This window comes from Bradyrhizobium sp. FW305-F6 (assembly GCF_058782905.1).
Map to the genome: position 1 here is coordinate 1,175,730 of NZ_JBYSYD010000001.1, position 17,670 is coordinate 1,193,399.

Here is a 17,670-nt window from a genome sequence, read left to right on the forward strand (position 1 = left end):
CATTGGGGGCAAAAAATGGATCAAAAAGTACACCCGGACGACGCCCTCACCCGGGCGGCCTCGAGCCTGCGCCGCACCCGGATCACCGAGGGCAGACCATTCCCGCTCGGCGCCACCTGGGACGGGCTCGGCGTCAATTTCGCGCTGTTCTCGGCCCACGCTACCAAGGTCGAGCTCTGCCTGTTCGACGACACCGGCGAAACCGAGCTCGAGCGCATCGAACTGCCCGAATACACCGACGAGGTCTGGCACGGCTATCTACCCTCCGCGCGCCCCGGCACCGTCTACGGCTATCGCGTCCACGGCCCTTACGAACCCGACGCCGGCCACCGCTTCAATCCCAACAAGCTGGTGCTCGATCCCTACGCGCGTCAGCTGGTCGGCAAGCTCCGCTGGGGGCCGGAGCTGTTCGGGTATCAGCTCGACCATGCCGACAAGGACCTCTCCTATGACGAGCGCGACAGCGCGCCCCTGATGCAGAAATGCCGCGTCATCGACCCCGCCTTCACCTGGGGCGTGGCGCGCAAGCCAGAAGTGCCGTGGGAGCGCACGATCGTCTACGAGATGCACGTCAAGGGATTTACCCAGCTGCACCCGCTTGTGCCCGAAGCCGACCGCGGCACCTTCTCCGGCCTCGCCCATTCGGACGTCCCGTCCTACTTGCGCTCGCTCGGCATCACCAGCGCCGAGCTGCTGCCGATCCATGCCTTCGTCGACGACAGCTATCTGGTCGAAAAGGGCCTGCGCAATTACTGGGGCTACAATTCCATTGCCTTCTTCGCGCCGGATCCGCGCTACCTCAAGGCGTCATCCCCCAACGAGTTCAAGGCCATGGTGAACCAGTTTCACGCCCATGGCATCGAGGTCATTCTTGACGTCGTTTACAATCACACCGCGGAAGGCAACGAGCTCGGCCCGACCCTGTCGTTCAAGGGAATCGATAATGCCAGCTATTATCGCCTGCTCCCGGACCAGAAGCGCTACTACATCAACGACACCGGCACCGGAAACACCGTCAACCTATCGCATCAGCGCGTACTTCAGCTCGTCGCCGATTCCCTGCGCTACTGGGCAACGGAAATGCGGATCGACGGCTTCCGCTTCGACCTCGCCACCATCCTGGCGCGCGAACCCTATGGGTTCGATGAAGGCGGCGGATTCCTCGACGCCTGCCGGCAGGATCCCGTGCTCTCCAGCGTCAAGCTGATCGCAGAGCCCTGGGACATCGGGCCCGGCGGCTACCAGGTCGGTCAATTTCCCCCCGGCTGGGCCGAGTGGAACGACAAGTTCAGGGACACGGTGCGCGCGTTCTGGAAAGGGGATCCGGGCACGCTTGCCGACTTCGCCAAGCGCATCTCGGGATCGGGCGACCTCTTCAACAAGCGCGGACGCCGGCCCTGGGCCAGCGTCAACTTCGTCACGGCGCATGACGGCTTCAACCTCAACGACCTCGTCTCGTACAATGATAAGCACAACGAGGCGAACGGTGAGGACAACCGCGACGGTCACAGCAACAACCATTCCTGGAACTGTGGCGCCGAAGGACCGACGGACGACCCGGAGATCATCGGCTTGCGCGAGCGCCAGAAGCGGAATCTTCTGGCGACGATGCTGCTGTCCCACGGCACGCCGATGCTGCTCGCCGGCGACGAGTTCGGCCACACCCAGAACGGCAACAACAATGCCTACGCCCAGGACAACGAGACCACCTGGCTCAACTGGATGGGCATCACCGCGAACGGGCGCGGCCTTCGCGAGTTCACGCGCAAGCTGATCGCCACCCGCAAGTCCTTTCCCATCCTCTACCGCAGCCGCTTTCTGGTCGGCTCGCAAAACGAGGAACTCGACGTCAAGGACGTAACCTGGCTGTCGCCGTCCGGCGAAGAAATGACGACGGAGCAATGGCACGATGGCAACGCCAAATGCTTCGGGATGCTGCTTGACGGCCGCGCACAGGAGACCGGGATCAAGCGCCGCGGCTCGGATGCCACCATACTGCTGGTCTACAATGCCCACCACGACGTCGTGAATTTCACCCTGCCGGAGGTCACCGATGGACGCAGCTGGCTGGGGCTGATCGACACCAACCGGCCCGACGCGCCCATGGCGGAGTTCGAGTTCGGACACGCGTACGCGATGACCGCGCGCTCGCTCGTGGTGTTTGGCCTGGCGAACGACAGCATCGCGACGCGACGCCTCCGCCAAGGCCTCGGCGCGCTGCTGGACATCGCCGACACGCCTTTACCTGAGTAGCTGCGTGCCGTCCGCTCGCGATCAGCGATCGATTTCGCCGAACGCGGTGTCCAGCGAGACCAGCTGGCCAGCGCGGCAACCCGGAGCTCGCGACGATGCGACATTGTCAGGACGCCGGACAAAGCCGGCGTCCTGACGGCGCTCAGCATCCCCGGCAGATGCTTTTGATCTTTCGATCCGCCTCGGAATTATTCGAGGTCTCCGAGCGAATCTGGTCGTCGCCCGGAAGCGAGGGCCCGGGCGTCACCGTCCCGTCGATGCGTCCGATATTGGTTCCGCCTGCGGGATTGCCGGGTCGCCCGACCGTCGTCGATCCCCTTGGGCCGCCGCTCGATTGAGCCGTTCCGGCCGAATTAGTTCCGGGAGCCGACGACGTGCCGGCCCCGGCCGCCGCGCCGCCGCTTCCTCCGGCGCCGCCTCCACCTGCCTGCCCCAATGCGGGTTCGGCGGCGGCGATCGCCAGCATGGCGACCAGCACGAGGCCCGTCATGCGCATCGCGCGTCTTTCACTGCATGTGTCGAGGTCAAGCATCATCGATCCTGCTGGTATCCCTGATGGGTCGTGTTCTGCTTGATGTTGCCGTGGCGGCCCTGGGTTTCGAAATTCTCGCGGCCCGGCACCCGTTCCGCCGTTTCGACGGCCGGATCGGAACCGGGTCCCTTGTGGCTGCGCTGTTCTTCGGGAACGGGCGGCATTTTTGACATGTGCTGCTCCTGCGGGTCGAAAACAGAATAATGAGCTGTTGCGGAGCTCGTTCCCGCGCCGATCGCCGCAGCGGGGAGCCATGGAAGCCGCAGGAACGAGCTGATGCCGCTCCGGTTGTTAGCCTATCGGCACCGCATAAGCCCGGGAGAGCACACATGCCCAAGGCCACTGACCCTGACACCGACCCGCGAGAAACACCGCTTGACGATCCGCGCCGGAAGACCGACGAGCCGACACACCGGCAGACCAACAAACCCTGGCAAGGCAATCCCGAGAAAGAGCAGATCGATCCGGATCGGCCGCCGCTGGATCTTGAGCGTTGGCATAAGTCGAAGACGCATTGAACCCGGAAGCGGCCCGCGGGCGGTCGTGACCGTCAGATCCTGTCGAGGTCATGAATGACGGGCCGCAGCGGCCCGCCTGAGTCGCGCGAGAGCGTTGCCAGCGTCACCGGTAGCTTGAAGCGCCGCTTCCCTGCACTGCCTGGATTCAGATAGAGCACGCCGTTGACGGTTTCGATCCGCGCGCGGTGGGAATGCCCTGAGACCACTATATCGATCCCGCGTTCAGCAGGATCGATCGTCAGCGCGTTGAGATCGTGCAGAACATAGAAGCTGAGCCCGCCGACGCGCAGCGTTAGCGTCTCAGGAAAGCGTTCGGCCCAGGCGCCCCGGTCGACATTTCCCCTGATCGCGGAGACGGGCGCGATGCGGCAAAGCCCGTCCATCACCGCCTCGCTGCCGATGTCGCCGGCGTGGATGATATGTGATACGCCGGCAAGGCAGCGCTCCGCCTCGGGCCTCAGCAGTCCATGCGTGTCGGCGATCACCCCAATCCTGAACGTCATGTCAGATCACGGCTTCGGTGCAATACATCCAGCGGCATCCGGCCGATCTCCTTACCATCCTCTGTCGACGGATCGAGTAGCGGCGGCCCTTGAGCTCGGAACTCGTCCGGAAAATCGGCACTTTCCTCATCTGCCACCGTACCGCCGCCAGTCAAAGGTTCGCGACTTGTTGAAGTGGTTCAGCAAGCCGCTCACGCCGCCGGCAGCGCGAAGGAGAATGTCGCGCCGCCGTCCGGCTCCTGCCCGGCGACCAGCTCGCCGCCGTGCTCGCGCACGATACCATAGCTGATCCAGAGGCCGAGCCCGGTGCCTTCGCCGACCCGCTTGGTCGTGAAGAACGGCTCGAAGATGTGGCTGATGTGATCCCTGTCGATGCCGGGACCGTTGTCCGAAATCCGAAGCAGAATCTCGTCCCCCTTGCGCGCCGCGGAGACCGCCAGCCGCGGGGAGCCGGTTCCGCGCATCGCGTCAATCGCATTCTCCACGAGATTGACGATCACCTGGTGCAATTGCCCCTCGTTGCCGGAGACCCAGAGTTCCGGCTCGATCTCCAGCTGCAGATCGACGCGCACCTGCTTGGTCCGCACGGCCCACAGCACCGCGGTATTGATGAGCCGCTCGATGTTGACGCGCTCGACCTCGCCGAGCTTGCTGAAGGACAGCCGGCGCAGATTTTTCACGATTTCGCTGATGCGGACGGCGCCTTCCATGGTGCCCTCGATCAGCGGGCCGAAATCCTCCAGAATCTCGTCGATCCGCAGGCTTCGTCTTTGAACCGAAAGATCGTCCTCCCCGGACTTGCCGTGGACCGCATCGAGATAGGCCGTGATGGCGGTGCGGTAGCGCATCAAGGTGTGGACGTTGCCATAGACGAAGCTGATCGGGTTGTTCAGCTCGTGGGCGACCCCCGCAACGAGACGGCCGAGGCTGGCCATCTTCTCCTGCTCGACCAGCTGCCGCTGCGCGCGCTGCAGCTCGTGATGCGCCTTGTGCAGCTCCTCGTAGGCGCGACGAAGCTCGCCAATCGGTCGTCCCGTCAACACCACGCCGATGAAGCGGCCGCGATGATCGTGGCGCGGGGATCCGTTGATCGCGAACAGATCGGAGCGGCTGCAATCGCGCGAAAACCGCAGCTCGCCGTCGACGACGTCGGAGGCGTTGCGCGGCTTCAGGAGCGGGACCAGCTTGGCTCTGTCCGGGCCATCAATGACATCGGCGATGTTCCTGCCGACGACATCCGCGACGCTGCAGCCGAGCGTCTGCTGGAACGCCGAATTGACCTGCTGCACCAGCCCTTTCGCATCGCAGACGATCAGGATGTCGGAGACGGATTCGATGACGTTGGTGACGAAGGCCTGGGCTTCCTCGAGCTCCGCATTCTTGTGCTCGAGGTCGACCTCATAGCGCAGGAGGTCGGAATAGACCTCGTCCATCTTGCGAATGACCTCGATCCAGGCGCCCTCGCGCTCCTGGTCGAGCTCCATCGCACCGCGATTGGTGATCAACTTGAGCAGCGGTGCGGTCTCGCCGGCCTCAGGAGGATGGATCGGCTTTGCCATTTTTTCTCAGATCATACCTGGACAGCTTGTTCCGGAGGCCGACCCGCGATAGCCCGAGCTCGGTTGCGACCCGGCTGATATTGCCGTCGTACCGCTCCAGAAAATTGATGATAACCGACTTCTCCAGATCCTCCACCTTGTCCTTGAGGGTCGCCGAGCCGTTCAACCCGCCGTGGGTCGCGGTTGCCGATGGCCTGCCATTGCGCCGGCCCAGCAGCGGCGGCGCCTGCAATTCGTCCGCATCCGCGAGCACCACCATGCGCTGGATCTCGTTCTGCAGTTCCCGCACGTTGCCGGGCCAATGATAATTCGCGAACGCCTCGAGCACCGCAGCCGCAAAGCGCAGCTCCGGCCGGTTGAAGGACGTCTTCACCGACGCCAGCACCCCTTGCGCGATCAGCGGAATATCCATCCGCCGCTCGCGCAATGCCGGCATGTGGACGGGAAACGCCGCCAGGCGATAGTAGAGGTCGCGCCGGAAGCGGCCCGCCTCGACCTCGGCCTCAAGATCCCGGTTGGTGGCCGCTACCACGCGAACATCGACCTTGCGCACCCGCTGTGCCCCGAGCGGGCGGATCTCGCTCTCCTGCAGGACGCGCAGGAGCTTCACCTGGAATGCCGGCGAGGTCTCCCCGATCTCGTCGAGGAAGATGGTTCCGCCGTCGGCGACCTCGAACAGGCCGATGCGGTCCTGGTAAGCGCCGGTGAAGGCGCCCTTCTTGCAACCGAACAGTTCGCTTTCGAGCAGCTCGTCCGGCAATGCGCCGCAGTTCTCGACCACGAAGGCCTTGCCGGCGCGGGCGGAGCCGTAATGAATGGCGCGCGCGAGCAGCTCCTTTCCGGTCCCCGACTCCCCCGTGATCAGCACCGAGATGTCGTAATCCGCCGCGCGCTTCCCCAGCTCGATCACCTTGTGCATGGGACTGTCGTGAGAATGCACGATGCGATCGAAATCATAGAGCTGCTTGGCAACGCCTCGCTTGACCGAAACGACCTTCTTGATGTGCCCGGGCGTCGCCTTGACGTCGACGCCCGCCGTTTCCGTCTCCTTTTGAAGGCGATAGAGCTGGACCGCTTCCTTGACGATGTCGACCAGCCGATCCGGCTGCCATGGCTTGGTGATGTATTGATAGATGCCGGCCTCGTTGAGGCCCGCGATGATGTCCTCGGAGTCCGAATAACCCGAGATGATCATCCGCACCGGATCGGGCCACAGCTCGCGTACACGCTTCAGGAAGCTCACGCCCGATTCATGCGGCATGCGCTGGTCGCAGAGAATGGCGTGGACGATCTCGCCCTCCAGCAGTTTCTCGGCATCAGCCGCGTTGCCGGCGCAGAGCACCTCGAAATCCTCGCGGAGAACGCGCCGCAACGCCTCCTGCGAACGGACCTCGTCGTCGACGACGAGAATGGTTCCCTGGATGCTCATGAGGGCACCGCCATGTGTCCGGGCCGTTCAGCCGCGCGCCGCAACCGGTGATTGGCGATGGTCAGCGGCGTGCGGGATTTCGGCACCTTGTGAATGAAATTGTAGCGCGCGACGTGGTAGCTCGGATCGAAGCCGTAGAAATTGAGCTTCATCCTCCGCAGCTCTTCGTCCCTGTAGGCCTGCAGTGGCTTGTCGCTCTCGTCCGCCTCGCGGCGTCTTCTCTTGTCGGCAAGGCGCTTCGCAAAGCCATGATCCGAGGCTGCAGCAGCCGCGAGCTTGACGAGGTTTTCGGGTGTGAGCTCGTCGCCCGCGAGCACACGATCGACGAGACCGAGGCGCCTTGCCTCGGCCACTCCCATCGGCAACCGGCATTGCGTGATCGCTATCGCGTTCTCGGCGCCCACGCGGCGCGGCAACAGATAGGTCCAGTACTCGGAGCCGAACAGGTTGCCCATGTCCTTGTATTGCGGATTGAAGACGATTTGATCGCGGGCCCAGACCTCGTCGGCCGCCAGGCTCAGGAACACGCCCCCCGCGCCTGCATTGCCGCGAATGACCGATATCACCAACCGATCCGTGGTCTCGATGATCGCGCGCGTGAGATCATCGATGGCGTTGATGTTGCGCCAGGATTCATCGGCGGCGCTGTCGGCGGCCTCGATCTCGGCGAGATGAATGCCGTTCGACCAATAGTCGGCCCCGCCGGTGAGAAGCAGCACCTTTGTCGGGCGCGCCAGCGCGGCCCGATAGGCTTGCAGCAGCGCCTCGCAGTCGGACGTCGCCATCGCGCCATTGTAGAAGGAGAACTGCAACTCGCCGACTTCGCCATGCTCGCGATATTCAATCGGCGCATAGCCACAGTCCGGCCGCCGCGGCAGGCTGGCTGCCTGCGCGGCGAACACCTTTGCAGCAGACCTCTTCAAGCTCTTCGGTGCGAGTTGCCGCACATGGCCGATCCACACCGCTCCGTCCACCGTCGCGCGGGCCAACGCCCCGTCGCATTGCGCCACGAGCGTGCCGGGGACGCCGGAGATACCGCGTGCTTCATGGACGTCGAACAGCCGCACGTCCTCGAAGAACAGACTGTCGACCAGGCCCGGCATGCCGTCGGCACTGTGGATCTTACGCAGCACGGTCTCGGTCGTATCGTGCTGCCAATCTATCGCCCGATCTGATTGCCGGCACGTCCCGCGGACGCGAATGCGCGCATCGTCCTCACGCATGGGTCGCGGCGTCGTCCGTCCCGCCGTGATCGCGTCGATGGCTTCCAGCACCGCTTCGACGGCGGATGAGGTGACCTCGTTGCGATAGATGCTGGACTTTGCGGCCCGCCGCATCGGGAACATGCGGAACGCCCACACGGGACCGGCATCGAACTCACCGGTCGCCTGCAGCACGGTGACGCCCCACTCGACCACGCCTTCGAGAATGGCCCAGTCGAGCGCCGCCGGGCCGCGGTCGCCGGGCGGGCCGGGATGCACGATCAGGCAGCGCACGCTACGCCAGACGTATTCGGGAATGGCCCGCTTGAGGAATGGCGCGATCACCAGATCCGGACGGTACAGAGCCACGCTCTCGCACGTGACGTCGGGGTGGATATCGAGCTCGACCGAGACCTCATGACCGCGCTCGCGCAGCTCGACATGCAGGCGCTGCGTCAGGCTGTTGAACGAATGCGATAGCAGCAGGATACGCATCGAGGGCCTCAACAAATCCGCGGCAATTGCTCGCCCGACAGCCAGTCGACGATTCGCCCGCCGCCAAAACTCGTCGCCATCTGCACGAAATGATGATCGTCGGCGACGGCCTTGCCGATGTCGGCGGCGTCGCGGCCGAGCGGATGGGCCCGCATGGCGGCGAGCACGGCGCCGGCAAGTTCGGGCGCGACGACCGCGACCAGTTTTCCCTCGTTGGCGACATGGAGCGGATCAAGCCCGAGCAGCTCACAGGCTGCCGCCACCCCCGGCTTCACCGGGATCGCCTCCTCGAGGAGATGAAAGCCGACGCGAGATTGCTGCGCGATTTCGTTCAGCGCGGCGGCGAGCCCGCCGCGGGTGGGATCGCGCATCAAGCGGATACCGCGACCACCGGCTTCCACCATCCCGGCGACGAGATCGTTCAGCGATGCCGAATCCGAGACGATCTCGGTCTCGAAGGCGAGGTTCTGCCGCTTCGACATGATCGCGACGCCGTGATCGCCCAGGGTGCCCGAGATCAGCACGCGGTCGCCGACGCGGGCGTTCTCGGCGGAAAGCTGGAGCCCGTCAGGGACGACGCCGACACCGGCGGTCGAGATGAACAGCCCGTCGGCCTTGCCGCGCTCGACCACCTTGGTGTCGCCGGTGATGATGTAGACGCCGGCATCGCGCGCCGCCTGCCCCATGGAGTCCGCAATCGCCTTGAGGTCGGCGAAGCGAAAGCCCTCCTCGATGATGAAGCTCGCCGACAGATAAAGCGGCTTTGCGCCGGCCATCGCGATGTCGTTGACCGTGCCGTGGACTGCGAGGGAGCCGATATTGCCGCCGGGAAAGAACAATGGCGAGACGACATAGCCATCGGTCGTCATCACCATGCGCCCGGCCCCAACATCGAACGCCGACTGGTCGTTGCCGCGCGCCAGCCATTCATTGCCGAAGGCCTCGTGGAACAGGCCCGAGATCAACTGCGCCATGGCGCGGCCGCCCGAACCGTGAGTCAGGTCGACGCAGCCGTTCCTGATATCGAGCTTGCGCTGGTAGGCCTTCATGACGCCCGCCTCTGCTGATGGTCGCGGAAGCGGCCATAGGTCCAGTGCGCGGCGCAGGCGCCTTCCGAGGAGACCATGCAGGAGCCCATCGGCGTCTCCGGCGTGCAGACGGTCCCGAACAGCTTGCAGTCGACCGGCTTCTTCACGCCGCGCAGGATGGCGCCGCACTCGCAGGCCGGATTGTCGTCGACGCGCAGCTCGTGCATGTCGAAGCGCACCTCGGCATCGTATGTCGCGTAAGCCCGCTTCAGCTTCAGCCCGCTATAGGGTACCTGGCCGAGCCCGCGCCACTCGAACTGATCACGCAGCTCGAAGATGTCGGACACCTCCTCCTTGGCGCGCAGATTGCCATCACGGGTGACGGCGCGGCTGTACTGGTTCTCGACCTCGTGCCTGCTTTCGTTGACCTGGCGCACCAGCATCAGGATGGCCTGCATCATGTCGAGCGGCTCGAAGCCCGCGATCACCACCGGCTTGCCGAACTCTTCCGCGAAGAACTCGTAGGGCGCGGTGCCGATGATGGTCGAGACATGTGCAGGCCCGACAAAGCCGTCGATCTCGACGCGGCCGATATTGCGGATATCGGGGCTTTCCAGAATGTTCTGCATCGCCGGCGGGGTCAGAACATGATTGCAGAACACGCTGAAGTTCGAGAGCTGCTTCTTCTGGGCGAGGCGGATCATGACCGCGGTCGGCGGCGTGGTGGTCTCGAAGCCGATGGCGAAGAACACGACCTCACGCCCGGGATTCTCCTGGGCGATCCCCAAGGCGTCGATGGTGGAATAGACCATGCGGATATCGGCACCGCGCGCCTTCGCCTTCAGCAGCGAGGCGCCGTGCGAGCCCGGGACGCGCATCAGGTCGCCATAGACGCACAGGATGATGTCCGGACGCTCCGCCAGCCGGATCGCCATGTCGATGCGCCCGGCCGGCAGCACGCAGACCGGGCAGCCGGGACCGTGGATCATGCGCACGTTCTTCGGCAGCATGTCCTCGAGGCCGTAGCGCGAGATCGCATGGGTGTGGCCGCCGCAGAATTCCATGAAGCGATAGGGCCGTCCGGCATCGGCCTCCGCGCGGATCGCCTTGGCAAGGCCGAGCGCGATCTCCCTGTCGCGAAACTCGTCGGCATACTTCATGTCAACGCCCCCTGTCCTTCGGCACTCAGCTCGCGCAGCAGTTCGAGCGTTCGCCGTGCCTCTTCCGGATCGATCTTGGTCAGGGCATAGCCGACGTGAATGATCACGTAATCGCCGACGGCGAGGTCTTCGATCAAGGCGACCGAGATCTCCTTGCTGACGCCGTCGATCGAGACGACCGCCATCTCGTCGGGCAGGAGCTTCGTGACCTCTGCAGGTATCGCGAGACACATCAGATGGTTCCTTCCAGGCCTTGCCGTTCGAGAAGTGTCAGCGCGGCAACCCAGGCCTGCCCAAGACTTAGCCCGCCGTCGTTGGGCGGCACTTGGCGTGGCAGCAGCGGCGAGAGCCCGGCGGCAAGGCAGCCGCGCGCGATCTGCTCCGAGAGGATCGCGTTGAGGAAGCAGCCGCCGCTCAAGGCGACGGTCCGAATCCCGGTCACGCTCGCCGCGCGATCGATCCAGTCGACGCAGGCCGCGGCAAGCGTGCCGTGGAACAGCTCGGCACCTTCGATCGGATCGATCCTTCCGGATGTCAGGCGCTCGAACAGCGGGGCCAAGGACAGCACGCCGTGCTTGATGATCCAGCCGCCTGACGCGATGCGAGAGTTGCGCACCAGCGCTTCGAGCTTCATCGCAGCTTCGCCCTCATAGCTCTGGATCGGGCAGAGGTCGAGCAGGCTCGCCGCCGCATCGAACAACCGGCCGGCGCTGGTCGTCGTCGGCACACCCGGCTGATCGAGCATGACGCCGACACGTGCGGCCTGCGGCTGTGCGCCGAACCGCGTCGTGATTTCATCGCCTCGTCCGAGGCCATGCAGCAGGCTAGCTCCCATGCGCCACGGCTCGCGCGCGGCACGATCGCCGCCCGGCATCTTCATCGGGTCCAGATGTCCGAGCCGCCGGAAGCCGGCGCCATCGCAGGCCAAGAGCTCGCCTCCCCAATTGCCACCGTCGCTGCCGTAACCGAAACCGTCGAGCACCAGCGCCAGCACCGGTGCTGCGGTGCCATGCTCCGCCATCACGGCGGCCGCATGGGCATGATGGTGCTGGACCGCGATCAGCGGCCTCCCGCTGGCCTCGGCAAATCGGGTCGAGACCATGTTCGGATGCAGGTCATGGGCAATGACGACCGGCTCGACGTCGAGTGTCGACAACAGGTGATGCACTGTCTCCTCGAAGAAGCGGACGCCCGAAGCAGTATCGAGGTCGCCGATATGCTGGGACACGAACGCCTCGTTGCCGCGCGTGAGCGTCACCGTCGACTTGAGCGCGCCGCCGACGGCCAGGATCGGCGGCACGGACCGCGCCAGGCGGACCGGCTCGGGCACGTAGCCGCGCGCGCGGCGGATCAATTGCGTCCGGCCGGCGACGACCGCCACCACGGAATCGTCGGCACGGGTGACGATATCGCGGTCGTGCGTGACGATGAGATCGGCGATGCCGGCAAGGCGCCGCTCGGCTTCACGATTGTCGATGAGGAGCGGCTCGCCGCCGGGATTGGCACTGGTGGCGACGAGCACCCAGGCTTCGCCGGCTCGCGGGTGCCTGGAATTCAGCGTGTAGAAGACCAGGTGATGAAGCGGCGTGACCGGCAGCATGACACCGAGACGGGACAGCTGCGGTGCGATGGCCAGCGCGAGCCGATCGCGCGATGTCATCAGCACGATCGGCCGCGGCGACGCTTGCAACAGGGCGAGCTCGGCGGCATCGGCATGGGCGATGTCCGCCACCGCATCCACCGATCCAACCATGACCGCGAAGGGCTTTTGGTCGCGATGCTTGCGCTGCCGCAGCCGCCGTACAGCCTCGTCGTCGCGGGCATCGCAGAGCAGCTGATAGCCGCCGAGCCCCTTGATCGCGACGATCCTGCCGCCCGCGACCGCGTCGGCAATCTCCGCGACCTCATGGCTGAGCCTCGGGCCACATTGCGGACAGGCGATTGCCTCGGCATGGAAACGGCGGCTGATGGGGTTGGCGTAATCCTCCGCACAGGCCCTGCACATCGCAAAGCCCTTCATGGCCGTGGTCGAGCGATCATAAGGCAGCCGCTCGGCAATCGTGTAGCGGGGGCCGCAATGGGTGCAGTTGACGAAGGGATAGCGATGAAAGCGGCTGCCGGGGTCGAACAGCTCCCGCAGGCAGTCCTTGCAGGTCGCCGCATCGGCGACGATGCGCGTCGACACCCTGCCCTGCTCGCTGGCGCGGATACAAAATTCCTCACTTGCCACCGCCCCGACGGGATGCACGGAGATGTCGTCGATCCGGGCCAGCGGCGGCTTTTCCAGCGGCAGCGCCGCCACGAAGTCCGACGCGCGTTCACCCTCGACCTCTATGACCACGCCATGGGGATCGTTGGCGACGAAGCCACCGAGACGGTAACGCGTGGCGAGGCCGTAGACGTAGGGGCGAAATCCGACGCCCTGCACCGCGCCGCGCACGTGCAGTCGCAGCCTCCTCCGATCGCGCGCGCCCGTCCCCCCGTCCATCGTCACCCCTGCGCAGCCATCTCGGCGTGCTTCAGCTTCGCCCACCGCCGGCGGATCCAGGCATAGAAGGCGGAAAACCCCTCACCCGTGCGCGCCGACACCGTCATCACCTCGATTCCAGGGTTGATCCGCCGCGCATATTCGACTGTCCTTGCGAGGTCGAAGTCAAGCACCGGCGCGAGGTCGATCTTGTTGATCAGCATCAAGGATGACGCTGCAAACATGTCGGGATATTTGAGCGGCTTGTCCTCACCCTCGGTGGTCGAGAACACCACGATCTTGCAGGCTTCGCCGAGATCGAACGCTGCGGGGCAAACGAGATTGCCGACATTCTCGATGAAGAGAATGCCGCCGTTCAGCCAAGGCAGCCGGTCATAGGCCTGGCCGACCATGGCGGCATCGAGATGACAGCCCTTGCCGGTGTTGACCTGGATCGCGGCGACGCCCGTGGCGCGGATCCGCTCGGCATCGTTGGAGGTCTGCTGGTCGCCCTCGATCACGCCGATCGGAAAGCTGTCCTTCAGGTCCGAGACCGCGCGAACCAGGAGCGACGTCTTGCCGGCGCCCGGGCTCGACACCAGGTTGAAGGCGAGCACCTCGTCGGCGCGGAAGCGCGCGCGGTTGTCGGCGGCGAGCCGATCGTTCTTGCCGAGAATGTCGCGCTCGACCTGGATGATGCGCTCGCTGCTCATGCCGGCGATCTCCTGGCCGGCCGGATTGGCGCCACAATCGAGCAGGCCCGCCTCATCGTTGGCGTGATCGTGGTGGTGATGATGATGAGCATGGCCGTGGCTGTGCCCATGACCGTGATGATGATGGTGTCCGCCGTGACCGTGGTCATGATCATGAGCATGATGATGATCATGCGCGTGTTCGATGGACGCCTTGCCGTCGCTGCAGCCGCAGACCGTACACATCAGTCGACCTCCAGTTCCCTTACGCGCATTTCCTCTCCGCCCGTCACCTGCAATTGATAGCCACCGCAGGAGGGGCACGGCTCGTAGCGCTGCTTGATCTCGACGCTGCTGGAACAAGCCATGCACCAGGCCGTGCCCGGCGTCTCGATGATCTCGAGCCTTGCGCCGCGCGCGATGGTCCGTGCCGCAACGGCCTCGAAGCAGAACTTCATAGCCTCCGGCGCGACATGGCTGAGCGCGCCGATCTCGAGGCAGACCACGTTCACCTTGGCGAAGGAGCGCTTCCGCGCCTCCTCCTCCACGATGCCGATGATGCCTTCGCAGAGCGCCATCTCATGCATGGCCCACCTCGCGGAAGTCGAGCTTGAAACCGACGCAAGGGTCGAACGAACCGACTAACGTGCGAACCGCGTCCTGGCCGCGCCGGCCAGCCGGCAGCTTGGCTCCCTTCAGGCTCCGGACCAGCGGCCCCCGGGCGTGAAAATTCCACTCGGTCGGCGCGAGAAATTCGAAATTGACGATGCGATCGTCCTCGTCGAGCACGACGGCATGGTAGAGCCGGCCACGTGCACATTCGACCGCAGCCGCCCCCCTGCCCGCACCGAGCCGATAGCCCGCGACGCCATCGTCGAGATCCTCCTCGCCGCGATCGAGAAAGGCACAGAGCCGCGCGACCTCGACGATGCGCGCTTCCAGCCGCGCAGCAGGCGTCGCCGCAGACGACACCGGTTCGCGCCGCGCCCACCGGGCCCAGACACCTGTTTCCGGTACTCTGCCGCAGAGTTCCGGCGCGTCGGAATAAGCTGCCCCCTCCGCCAGCAGGCGCTCGATGACATCTAGATCGTCAGCGGCGGTCAGGAACGACGGTTCGGCCGGCGGCGGTGACAACGCCTCCCCCTCGCTGCGTTCGACAAGGACAGCGAGCGCGCTGCCGGGCACGAGCACCCCGCCTTCACTGGCGATCCCGAGCGCTCCGAGCGCGGCCTTGATCCGTGCCAGGGCCTCGCGCGCCGAGGCCTCCGACCCGCCTTCGCTGGTGCCGCCGAGGACGGTGGTTGCCTGCATCATCGTGCGCACGGCCGCAGCGCTCGCGGCGTCGAGCGCGATTCGTCCGAGGAACAGGCTGCGCAGCAATTCGGTCAGCCGCTCGGCAACGACCGCCGTGAAGCGACGATGCGCCGTTTCCGCTGTCGCCTCCAGCCCCTTCGCCGCCTCGATCGCCGACAGGAATGCCGCCTGGTGCGCGACCGAGCAGAGCGAGAACAGCCGCGGCAGCACCGGAAGCAAGGCTTGCGCCGGCTTTCCCGCAAACAGCCGCGTCAGCGGCGGCCGGCTGCGCGGCTGGATCGCGACGTCAGCGATCGTGGCACCCGCGAGCCACACCGTGATGTCGATCTCGTTGCGGAAGGCAAGGCTCATCCCCGCCGCTCCGCCAAAGTGCCGCGAAGGAAATTACGCCGGTCGATCGGGATTGTCGCGGGTTCGCGGCGGCGCGTCGCCTCTTCGCTGTCTGCCGGCAGCATCAGTTCGGCAAGCGCGGCCTCGGCGGTTGCCCGGGCGGAAGCCATGTCGGCGAACTCGGCCATCGGCGAGAACAGCGAGCAGCTCGCGATGCGGCCCATCTGTCCGACCTCGCCGAGGATGAACTCGATGTCGCCCGCGGGAAAGCGGACTCGCATCGTGGCACCCGAACTCTGCCGCGCGTCGTTCGCCGGCATCACCACGTTCATGAACCAGGGCGTGACCATGATGCCGACGATCGTGCCGTTGAACCGGCGGAAGCCGATCGCCTCGACGCCGAGCGCCTCGTTGTAGATCGGCAGATCGCGCATCGCGCGCTCGCCGATCTCGCGATAGCTTTCGGCCAGAAGCGCGCCCCACGCTGCAGCGTCGGCCTCGCCGACAGAATTTGGCGCACTCCCCGTCATGCTTCGATCGCCATGAATTTGGACTTCGGCGCATCGCAGTTCGGGCAATGCCAGTCCTCCGGCAGCGCCGCGAACGGCGTGCCGGGCGCGATCTGCGCGACGTCGTCGCCGTCGGCGGGATCGTAGACGGCCCAGCAGATGCCGCATTCCAGCCGCGTGACGTCGCCGACGTCCTGGCGCACGCCAAAATTCTCGAAGGCGCTCATTTGAAATAGGCCTCGATGATTTCCTGCAGCCGCTCGGCCGAATCCTCGAAGTCCTCGTCGGCGGCGAGCGCGACGGTCGGCACGCCGCCGACCTCGAGCGTATCCAGGATGATGGTGTCCATGGCGTTGAAGAACTGCACCGACCAGACATTGCGGATGCCGGTCGAGAGCACCCGGCAAGTGCCATAGCCGCGCGACACCAGCTGGATCGGTCCGTTGCGGATCGTGTCCTGCAGGAAGCTCATGTCGACGGGGCTCATCGGCAGCAGCGTGAAATTGATGATCTGCGAGCGCATGCCGGGCCGCCAGGCCAGCGCGCGCTCGCGGATCTCCGCGAGCACCGGCAGCACGTTCATGGCGCCTTCCGGCACCGGCCCGATCTCGAAATCGGCGGATGTCAGGTCTGCGGCCGCACGCCTGACGATCTCCGGGACCGCGCCGATCTCGAGATAATCGGAAGTGGCGTCGGTCTCCAGCCGGACGCGCCAGATCCCCGCCAGGACCGATTCCTGGATCTGCGCCAGCGAGCCATCCGGCAGCGCCACGACACCGCCAACCTCGCCTTCGCCGAGCACGTCGGCGATGAGCTGGCTTTCGAGATCATTCAGATTGGCGAGCCGGAACAGCTGCGTCGGCGCATCTGCCTTCTGGCCCGCGATGGCCTGCGCGATCTTCGAGAGCAGCACCACGGCATTCGGGCAGCTCCGGGCGAGTTCGGCGCTGTCGAGCGTTGCAAGCTTTGCCAACGCGCCCGCCGCCGTCAGGCTGCCTTTCGACGCATTGAGACTCTCCTCTCCGATCGGAAACACGCTGACCGGTTGCTCGGCGCCTTCGGGCGCATCCCAGAATCCGACCTTCATGATGCGACGCCCTGAGCGCGATGCTGGGCAACGATGGTGACGGCGACCGCCGCGCTTTGCCCGCGCGGACGGTCGATCAGCTTGGTGATGCGGTCGATATAGACCGACCAGTCCTGGATCTTGGCGATCAGGCCCAGCGTCTCCCCCTTGGCGACGAGGATCAGCGTCGGTTGCACGCGCACGCCGACACGCTGGCCCAGCGCAGTCTCGTCGCCGCGGGCGATGATTGCACCGCGGAGCCGACCGTTGAACGCGATGATCAGTTCCGGCAGCACCACGGCGACGTCGATCGCCTCAGGGAAACGGTTGGGATCGCCTGCCGACAGCAGCACCGCAACCGCACCGGCCTCGTCGGCCGCACCGAGAAATCGATCGACCGTTACGGCATCAACCTCGGGCAGGCCGTGCCGCGTCAGATCCTGCTTCCCCACCTGGAATTCCATCAGACCTCCCCTGACAAGCTTATGATTTCGCTTCGGAATGGGGTTAGCAAGGCACATGCCAGGACAGACTAGCAATCTGCCCGGATTATCCATTTGATCTAAATCATGTATTTTCGATCGCGCAGAAGGGCGCACCCATTGATGGTAAG

General features: G+C 65.3%; 19 protein-coding genes. 2 read left to right on the top strand and 17 right to left on the bottom strand.

Annotated features, from left to right (window positions below):
* Window positions 1-15 precede the first annotated feature (15 nt).
* A complete protein-coding gene (glgX, locus tag AC3WLX_RS05700; protein WP_492335035.1) occupies window positions 16-2,253 on the top strand; it encodes a glycogen debranching protein GlgX in 2,238 nt (745 codons plus the stop codon).
* 142 nt (window positions 2,254-2,395) lie between these two features.
* On the opposite strand, the gene AC3WLX_RS05705 is transcribed toward glgX, so the two are convergent.
* Window positions 2,396-2,785 carry a hypothetical protein gene (locus tag AC3WLX_RS05705; protein ID WP_492335036.1) on the bottom strand — a complete coding sequence of 130 codons (390 nt, stop codon included), beginning with the start codon at window positions 2,783-2,785 and terminating at the stop codon, window positions 2,396-2,398.
* The gene (locus tag AC3WLX_RS05710) at window positions 2,785-2,958 is read right to left on the bottom strand and encodes a hypothetical protein (protein ID WP_492335037.1); all 174 of its coding nucleotides are present in this window, start codon (window positions 2,956-2,958) and stop codon (window positions 2,785-2,787) included. The genes AC3WLX_RS05705 and AC3WLX_RS05710 overlap by 1 nt, the downstream gene beginning before the upstream one ends.
* A gap of 156 nt (window positions 2,959-3,114) precedes the next feature.
* On the opposite strand from AC3WLX_RS05710, the gene AC3WLX_RS05715 reads away from it, so the two are divergent.
* A complete protein-coding gene (locus AC3WLX_RS05715; protein WP_492335038.1) occupies window positions 3,115-3,303 on the top strand; it encodes a hypothetical protein in 189 nt (62 codons plus the stop codon).
* Between the two features lie 32 nt (window positions 3,304-3,335).
* Here AC3WLX_RS05715 and AC3WLX_RS05720 read toward each other — a convergent pair whose 3' ends face one another.
* From AC3WLX_RS05720 to AC3WLX_RS05790, 15 genes are all read right to left on the bottom strand, one after another.
* A complete protein-coding gene (locus tag AC3WLX_RS05720; protein WP_492335039.1) occupies window positions 3,336-3,806 on the bottom strand; it encodes a metallophosphoesterase family protein in 471 nt (156 codons plus the stop codon).
* Window positions 3,807-3,997: 191 nt separating this feature from the next.
* Window positions 3,998-5,365 (bottom strand): sensor histidine kinase, encoded by a 1,368-nt coding sequence (locus tag AC3WLX_RS05725; RefSeq protein WP_492335040.1) that lies wholly within the window; start codon window positions 5,363-5,365, stop codon window positions 3,998-4,000.
* On the bottom strand, window positions 5,340-6,794 hold the full coding sequence (locus AC3WLX_RS05730; RefSeq protein WP_492335041.1) for a sigma-54-dependent transcriptional regulator: 1,455 nt from the start codon (window positions 6,792-6,794) through the stop codon (window positions 5,340-5,342). The genes AC3WLX_RS05725 and AC3WLX_RS05730 overlap by 26 nt, the downstream gene beginning before the upstream one ends.
* Window positions 6,791-8,491: a hydrogenase maturation protein gene (locus tag AC3WLX_RS05735; protein WP_492335042.1), complete on the bottom strand. Its 1,701-nt coding sequence runs from the start codon at window positions 8,489-8,491 to the stop codon at window positions 6,791-6,793. The genes AC3WLX_RS05730 and AC3WLX_RS05735 overlap by 4 nt, the downstream gene beginning before the upstream one ends.
* 8 nt (window positions 8,492-8,499) lie before the next feature.
* Complete coding sequence (hypE, locus tag AC3WLX_RS05740) at window positions 8,500-9,540, bottom strand: hydrogenase expression/formation protein HypE (protein ID WP_492335043.1); 1,041 nt, start codon at window positions 9,538-9,540, stop codon at window positions 8,500-8,502.
* Complete coding sequence (gene hypD / locus AC3WLX_RS05745; protein ID WP_492335044.1) at window positions 9,537-10,679, bottom strand: hydrogenase formation protein HypD; 1,143 nt, start codon at window positions 10,677-10,679, stop codon at window positions 9,537-9,539. The genes hypE and hypD overlap by 4 nt, the downstream gene beginning before the upstream one ends.
* Window positions 10,676-10,912, bottom strand: a complete 237-nt coding sequence (locus AC3WLX_RS05750; protein WP_492335045.1) for a HypC/HybG/HupF family hydrogenase formation chaperone — start codon at window positions 10,910-10,912, stop codon at window positions 10,676-10,678. Before AC3WLX_RS05750 ends, hypD begins: the two co-directional genes overlap by 4 nt.
* Window positions 10,912-13,167 (bottom strand): carbamoyltransferase HypF, encoded by a 2,256-nt coding sequence (gene hypF / locus AC3WLX_RS05755; protein ID WP_492335046.1) that lies wholly within the window; start codon window positions 13,165-13,167, stop codon window positions 10,912-10,914. Before hypF ends, AC3WLX_RS05750 begins: the two co-directional genes overlap by 1 nt.
* Window positions 13,168-13,169: 2 nt before the next feature.
* Window positions 13,170-14,084 (bottom strand): hydrogenase nickel incorporation protein HypB, encoded by a 915-nt coding sequence (hypB, locus tag AC3WLX_RS05760; protein WP_492335047.1) that lies wholly within the window; start codon window positions 14,082-14,084, stop codon window positions 13,170-13,172.
* Window positions 14,084-14,425 carry a hydrogenase maturation nickel metallochaperone HypA gene (hypA, locus tag AC3WLX_RS05765; protein WP_492335048.1) on the bottom strand — a complete coding sequence of 114 codons (342 nt, stop codon included), beginning with the start codon at window positions 14,423-14,425 and terminating at the stop codon, window positions 14,084-14,086. Before hypA ends, hypB begins: the two co-directional genes overlap by 1 nt.
* The gene (locus tag AC3WLX_RS05770) at window positions 14,418-15,503 is read right to left on the bottom strand and encodes a nickel-dependent hydrogenase large subunit (protein ID WP_492335049.1); all 1,086 of its coding nucleotides are present in this window, start codon (window positions 15,501-15,503) and stop codon (window positions 14,418-14,420) included. Before AC3WLX_RS05770 ends, hypA begins: the two co-directional genes overlap by 8 nt.
* Window positions 15,500-16,012, bottom strand: coding sequence for a [NiFe]-hydrogenase assembly chaperone HybE (hybE, locus tag AC3WLX_RS05775; RefSeq protein WP_492335050.1), 513 nt, complete (start codon window positions 16,010-16,012; stop codon window positions 15,500-15,502). The genes AC3WLX_RS05770 and hybE overlap by 4 nt, the downstream gene beginning before the upstream one ends.
* On the bottom strand, window positions 16,009-16,218 hold the full coding sequence (locus AC3WLX_RS05780) for a rubredoxin (protein ID WP_492335051.1): 210 nt from the start codon (window positions 16,216-16,218) through the stop codon (window positions 16,009-16,011). Before AC3WLX_RS05780 ends, hybE begins: the two co-directional genes overlap by 4 nt.
* A complete protein-coding gene (locus AC3WLX_RS05785) occupies window positions 16,215-17,078 on the bottom strand; it encodes a hydrogenase expression/formation protein (RefSeq protein WP_492335052.1) in 864 nt (287 codons plus the stop codon). The genes AC3WLX_RS05780 and AC3WLX_RS05785 overlap by 4 nt, the downstream gene beginning before the upstream one ends.
* Window positions 17,075-17,521, bottom strand: coding sequence for a thioredoxin domain-containing protein (locus AC3WLX_RS05790; RefSeq protein WP_492335053.1), 447 nt, complete (start codon window positions 17,519-17,521; stop codon window positions 17,075-17,077). Before AC3WLX_RS05790 ends, AC3WLX_RS05785 begins: the two co-directional genes overlap by 4 nt.
* Window positions 17,522-17,670 lie beyond the last annotated feature (149 nt).